Source organism: Kitasatospora sp. NPDC058170, from assembly GCF_042883905.1.
In the GTDB taxonomy this organism is placed as follows: domain Bacteria; phylum Actinomycetota; class Actinomycetes; order Streptomycetales; family Streptomycetaceae; genus Kitasatospora.
This window is the reverse complement of record NZ_JBHVUV010000019.1, coordinates 165430-170851: the sequence shown is the minus strand read 5'-3', so window position 1 is coordinate 170851 and position 5422 is coordinate 165430. Positions and strand designations below refer to the sequence as shown.

3 protein-coding genes and 1 pseudogene are annotated in these 5422 nt (G+C 72.8%); 1 reads left to right on the top strand and 3 read right to left on the bottom strand.

The annotated features are described in order from the left end of the window. Positions 1-426: 426 nt before the first annotated feature. From ACFVVX_RS22440 to ACFVVX_RS22430, 3 genes and pseudogenes are all read right to left on the bottom strand, one after another. A pseudogene (locus ACFVVX_RS22440) lies at positions 427-510 on the bottom strand (IS5/IS1182 family transposase); the annotation flags it as partial. 313 nt (positions 511-823) lie between these two features. Continuing rightward, positions 824-2701: a CocE/NonD family hydrolase gene (locus ACFVVX_RS22435; RefSeq protein WP_387948214.1), complete on the bottom strand. Its 1878-nt coding sequence runs from the start codon at positions 2699-2701 to the stop codon at positions 824-826. A 224-nt stretch (positions 2702-2925) separates the two neighbouring features. Continuing rightward, positions 2926-3885, bottom strand: a complete 960-nt coding sequence (locus tag ACFVVX_RS22430; RefSeq protein WP_387948212.1) for a hydrolase — start codon at positions 3883-3885, stop codon at positions 2926-2928. Positions 3886-4154: 269 nt separating this feature from the next. Here ACFVVX_RS22430 and ACFVVX_RS22425 point away from each other — a divergent pair, with 269 nt between their 5' ends. Then, positions 4155-5285, top strand: coding sequence for a HoxN/HupN/NixA family nickel/cobalt transporter (locus ACFVVX_RS22425; protein WP_387948210.1), 1131 nt, complete (start codon positions 4155-4157; stop codon positions 5283-5285). Positions 5286-5422: the final 137 nt, after the last annotated feature.

Below are 5422 nucleotides of genomic sequence, written 5' to 3'. Positions count from 1 at the left end.
GCCTCACGCGCATCGTGGCCGGGCTCGACGTCTAGTGCCGCGTCAGGCAACCTTCGCCCCGTCGGGCAAAAGTTGCCTGACGCGGCACTAGGACCGGCGACCCCGCCCGGGAAACGCGCGCGGGCCGTACGCCGCACGTGGAATTCTGGGCGGATTCAGTCGAATGCAAAGCGTGATGAACCGGCTACGGCGGTCCCCCCGTAGGAATCGGGGCGGATATCGCAGCTGCGCATCAATCCCGGAAACGGGTGACTTTCCGATGACTGGGCGTCACATTCTCCCCGGCGTTCCGGCCGCGGTCGCAACGCCGGAACGCCGAAGCGCGGGTGCAACGAGTCCTGTCTCGACTGCGCATCCTTCGCGCCGGCGAGGTGGGGGGCCGTCTTCCTTGGGCCTCTCTTGAAGGTGGCCTCGTGTGGGCGGGAGTTATCCCATGAGGGCAAGGTTGTGCAGTCGGGCGATGCCGAGCATCGCGGTGTGAATGCCGTCGCCCTTCAGGCGGCAGTCCTGGCGGTTCCGGTTCGCTTGGAGCGGGTGGTGCGGTGCCGCCGGCGGAGGGGGCCTCACTCGGTCGACCTCGGGTGACCGGTGCCGGCGTAGGTGATCCAGGCGGTGCGGCTGTCGTCGTCGACGAGGTACCGGATCCGCCCGCCCCCGGTGACCTCGTACTGCCGGCGCTCCAGCTCCCGGCCCTTGAACGGGCTGCTACCGAGGCTGCCCTTGAGCCGGTGTTGGCGAGCGGGATTCTCCGCGGCCCGAGGGTCGCTGCGGATCCGCTCGGTTGTGCGGCCTCCCGGGAACGGCGGGCAGGGCCGGGCAGGGGCTAGCGGGGGAAGCGTTGGTGCCAGGTGCGGGTGAAGACGGTGGTGCCGGCCTCCAGGGCGGTGAGGTGGGTGCGGGCGATGAAGTGGGTTGCGTCGCAGCGGAGTTCGGTGCGGGTCTGGAGGGTGATGTCCCAGCCGATGTCGGGGCGCTCCATGCGGAGGGTGCGGTCGGTGCGGGCCTCGGCGCTGAGCGGGTCGCCGGTGAGGATGCGGTAGGCGGTGACGGTGTGCTCGTCGCGGACCAGGCCGTCGGGGTGGGTGCGGGTGCCGTCGGCGGCGGGGGTGAGTTCGGTGCGCCACTCGTGGCGGGCGATGTCGTGGATGGTGAGGCGCTCGGGGCGGGCCGTGAGGGGCTCGGTGAGGTGGACGGGCGGGGCGTCGGGCAGGTGCGGGGGTTTGAAGGTGACGGGGGCGGTGCCCGCGTCGGCGGCCAGGTGGCGGACGGGGAGGGCGAGGGTGCTGTGCGAGGGGTCGAGGTCGAAGCCGCCGGTGTCGCGGTCCGGCCAGATCCACGGCCAGTAGGCGGAGGAGAGCGCCAGGCGCAGTCGGTGGCCGGGCGGGACGGCGTGGCCGGCGGCGGCGAGCTCGATGGTGGCCTCGGCGGAGGGGGAGGAGGAGGGGGTGGTGGCGAGGACGCCGCGGGTGATCAGGGTGGAGGTGCCGTCGGGGGCGACGTCGCAGAGGCGGGCGGTGATGTGGCCGCCGGTGGCGGTGGGGCGCAGGCGCAGCCGCAGTGCGGGGGCGCCGAGCAGTTCGAGCGGTTCCGGCAGCGGCACGGAGTCGAAGCAGACCGAGCGCCCGTCCTCCTCCCGCTGGTCGGGCGGGAGGTCGGCGGCGCGGCCGAGCGGTCGGTGGGCTCCGGCGTTGAGGCCGGTGTGCTGCGGCGAGCGGACGTGGACGAAACGGTCGTCGGAGGCGGTGCCCGCGGTGCGCAGTGGTCCGTCGAGGCCGTAGTGGATGGTGCGGACGTCGGGGGAGGGCCAGGGGTCGTCGCCGGTCCAGCGGCGGCCGAGCCGGCTGCGCAGGGCGGGTTCCTTGAGCACGCCGGTGTCGATGTCGGACAGCCACTGGTCCCACCAGCGGAGGGTCTCGGGGAGGGCGTCGTCGGGCAGTCCGGGCGGCCAGGCGCCGATCAGGGCGCGGGCCGGGGCGGCGGACTCCTCGACCAGGCGCAGTACGGCGGTGCACGAGGGGTCGGTCCAGCTGCTGATCGCGAGGACGGGAGTGGGGGCAGGAGCGGGGCTCGGCGCGGGGCCGGGCGAGGGGGGTTCGACCAGCCAGGCGTGGGCGGGCGGTTCGAGGGCGTCGAGGCGCTCCAGCCACATCCGCCGCCAGTCGTCGCCGGTGTACCGCGGGTCCGGTGGGCGGGCGGCGTCGGCGAGGCGGGCGGCGGCCCGGGTGTGCAGGCCGTCGGCGAGGAGGGCGCCGCCGTGGTGGTGGCCGCCCTCGGGGTGGGCGGCGACGACGGCCCGGACGGTGTCGGGCGTGCGGGCGGCCAGCGCCAGGGCGGTGGTGGCGCCGGGGCCGTGGCCCAGCAGGCCGATGCGGCCGTTGCACCAGGGCCGGGCGGCCAGCCAGGCGATCACCTCGACGCCGTCCGCGAGCACGCCGCCGGGCAGGCCGTCGGAGTTGCCGTGGCCGCGGAGGTCGACCCGGACACCGGCGTGTCCGTGGCCCGCGTACCAGGGGTGGCGGCGGGCGTCTTCGGCGGCCGTCCAGTCGGTGAGCCGGCCGGCCGAGTACTCCAGTACCGCCGGGACGGGTTCGTCGGTCACCGGGCGCCAGATCCGGGCGAACAGCCGGGTGCCGTCGGACAGGGGGATGCGCAGGTCCTCGTGGGTGGTGCGGTAGGGGTACGAGGGGGTCGGGTGCGACATGGCGGCTCCCAGCGGTCCCGGTCGGCGGGCCCGCGGTGCGGCGGCGGCATGAGCGCCCCGCACCGCGGGCGTCAGCATTCCGACACTAGGGGAGGAAGCCGACGTTTTCCTGGCGAGTCGAAGCCACGGCCATGGTCACGGTCACGGCCACGGCCACGGCCGCAGCCGCAGCCCCGCCGTGCACGGGAGCGCCGGCCCGTGCGGCGGCGGTCACACCTTGGCCGTCACGCCTTGCTGAGCCACGCCGTGGCGTTCAGCGCCAGGGCGGCGTTGGTGCCGGCCGGGTCGTTCCAGCCGTTGAACAGGTTGTTGCCGGACTGCCCGGTGCCGTCGTCGGCCGGGGAGCTGTCGCCCCAGATGGCGACCCGGCCCGAGCCGAAGGTGCTGGTGACGAAGAAGGCGCCGGTGGTGCCGCTGGAGCCGGTGCGGTAGAGCAGGCCCTTGACGGAGGGGTTGTCGGCGGGCTTGAGGGTGAACGTCGTGCCGTTGCGCAGGATCGAGCCGGTGACGGTGCCGAAGGCGCCGTGCAGGACGGGGTCGGTGGCGTCGTTGACCGCGCGCGGGTTGTCGGTGGTGATGTTCTTCAGGTCGACGGAGAACCCGAAGGGGTCGGTGTTGTCGACCCCGTTGGAGGTCAGCAGGTCGTTGATGATCGCGGGGGAGTCCCAGCCGTCGTTGTTGCGGTCGCTCTGGGTGTGGTCGGAGATCAGGAAGAGCCCGCCGCCGTTCTGCACGAAGCGCATGAGGGCGGTCTTCTCGCCGGCGCTGAACCGGATGTTCGGCTCGGGGACGACGAAGGTGTCGAAGTTGGCGAGGTCGAGCGCGGCGCCGGTGCCGTAGCTGATGGTGGAGCCGGCCGGGAGGGTCTTGAGGCTGTACTGGCCGGTCCGCTGGAGGGCGACGCCCCAGGCGGAGAGGGCGCCGGTCCAGCTCTTCTCGGTGCTGGGGTTGGCGTTCTGGGCCAGCGGGTCGGGCTGCGCGGTGCTGATGATCCAGTCGGCGTTGCCGGCGGTCTCGGCCTTGCTGTTGTCGAACAGCACCCGGTGCGGGCTCGCGGAGACGGCGGTGGCGGTGGGAACGCCGGTGGTGGCGGTGGCGGCCGTGGCGGTGGGGGCGAGGCCGGTGAGCCCGGCCGCGAGGAGGGCCGAGGCGGCCAGGGCGGCAGCGGTTCGAATGCGGATCATGTGCCGTTCCTCCGTGGGGAGTTGAGGTATCGGCGCCCGATTATTCGCGCGTAGAACGTGAGTATCCGCGCGTAGAGGCGGAGCCGAAAGCCTCCGGAGGTTACGGGGATTTGTACGGTTCATGACGAGGTCCGGGCGCCCAGGAATGCGCCCCCTGCGCGCCCCGGGTATTCGACCGCCGCCAACCCGTAATTGCGTATGACTTGCAACTACTTCCCCGCCGGGGGAAAGATGGCCCAGCTCAGCCCGCTCCCCGAAAGGACGACACGATGTCCAGCCCCGCCGCAGGTGCCACCGCCGTCAGATGGCGCGACCGGCTCACCCGCGACGAGTGGATCCGCCTGGCAGGCATGGGCGGCTTCATCCTCGCGCTGCACGTGATCGGCTGGTTCACCCTGCTCGCGGTCATCGCGCCCGAGCACTACGACGTCGGCGGCCAGGCGTTCGGTGCCGGGATGGGCCTGACCGCCTACACCCTGGGCATGCGGCACGCCTTCGACGCGGACCACATCGCGGCCATCGACAACACCACCCGCAAGCTGATGGGCCAGGGCAAGCGGCCGCTGTCGGTCGGCTTCTGGTTCTCGCTGGGCCACTCCTCGATCGTCTTCGGGCTGTGCGCACTGCTGGCCTTCGGCATCCAGTCCCTCGCCGGGCAGGTCGAGTCCGACGACTCCTCCCTGCACGAGATGACCGGGCTGATCGGCGTCTCCGTCTCCGGGACGTTCCTGCTGCTCATCGGCCTGATCAACCTGGGCGCCTTCAACGGGATCCTCAAGGTGTTCCGCAAGATGCGCCAGGGCGAGTTCGACGAGGCCGAGCTGGAGGAGCAGCTGGACAAGCGCGGCTTCATGAACCGCATCCTGGGCCGGGTCACCCGGGCCGTCACCAAGCCCTGGCACATGTACCCGGTCGGCCTGCTGTTCGGCCTGGGCTTCGACACCGCCACCGAGGTGTCCCTGCTCGTCCTGGCGGGTGGCGCGGCGGCCTTCCAGCTGCCCTGGTACGCGCTGCTGGTGCTGCCGATCCTGTTCGCGGCGGGCATGAGCCTGCTGGACACCATCGACGGCTCGTTCATGAACTTCGCCTACGAGTGGGCGTTCTCCAAGCCCGTCCGCAAGATCTACTACAACCTGACGGTGACCGGCCTGTCGGTCCTGGTGGCGCTGGTCATCGGCTCGATCGAACTGCTCGGGCTGCTCGGGGAGAAGCTGGACATCACCAGCGGGCCGATCGCCTGGGTCGGCGAGCTGGACCTCAACTTCGTCGGCTACGCCATCGTCGGCCTGTTCGTGCTCACCTGGGCGGCGGCGGTCGCGTACTGGAAGCTCGGCAGGGTCGAGGAGAAGTGGTCGGCGGGCCTGGCCACGGCGGCCGTGGCTGCCGACAAGAGCGAGTAGGCGCAGCCCAGCCCAGCCCAGCCGAGTCCCGGCACGGCAGCGGCCGGGGGGGGCGGGGGGGGGCCCCCCCCCCCCCGCGGGGGGGGGGGGGGGCCCCCGCCGGGGGGGGGGGGGGGGGCCCCCCCCCCCGGGGCCCC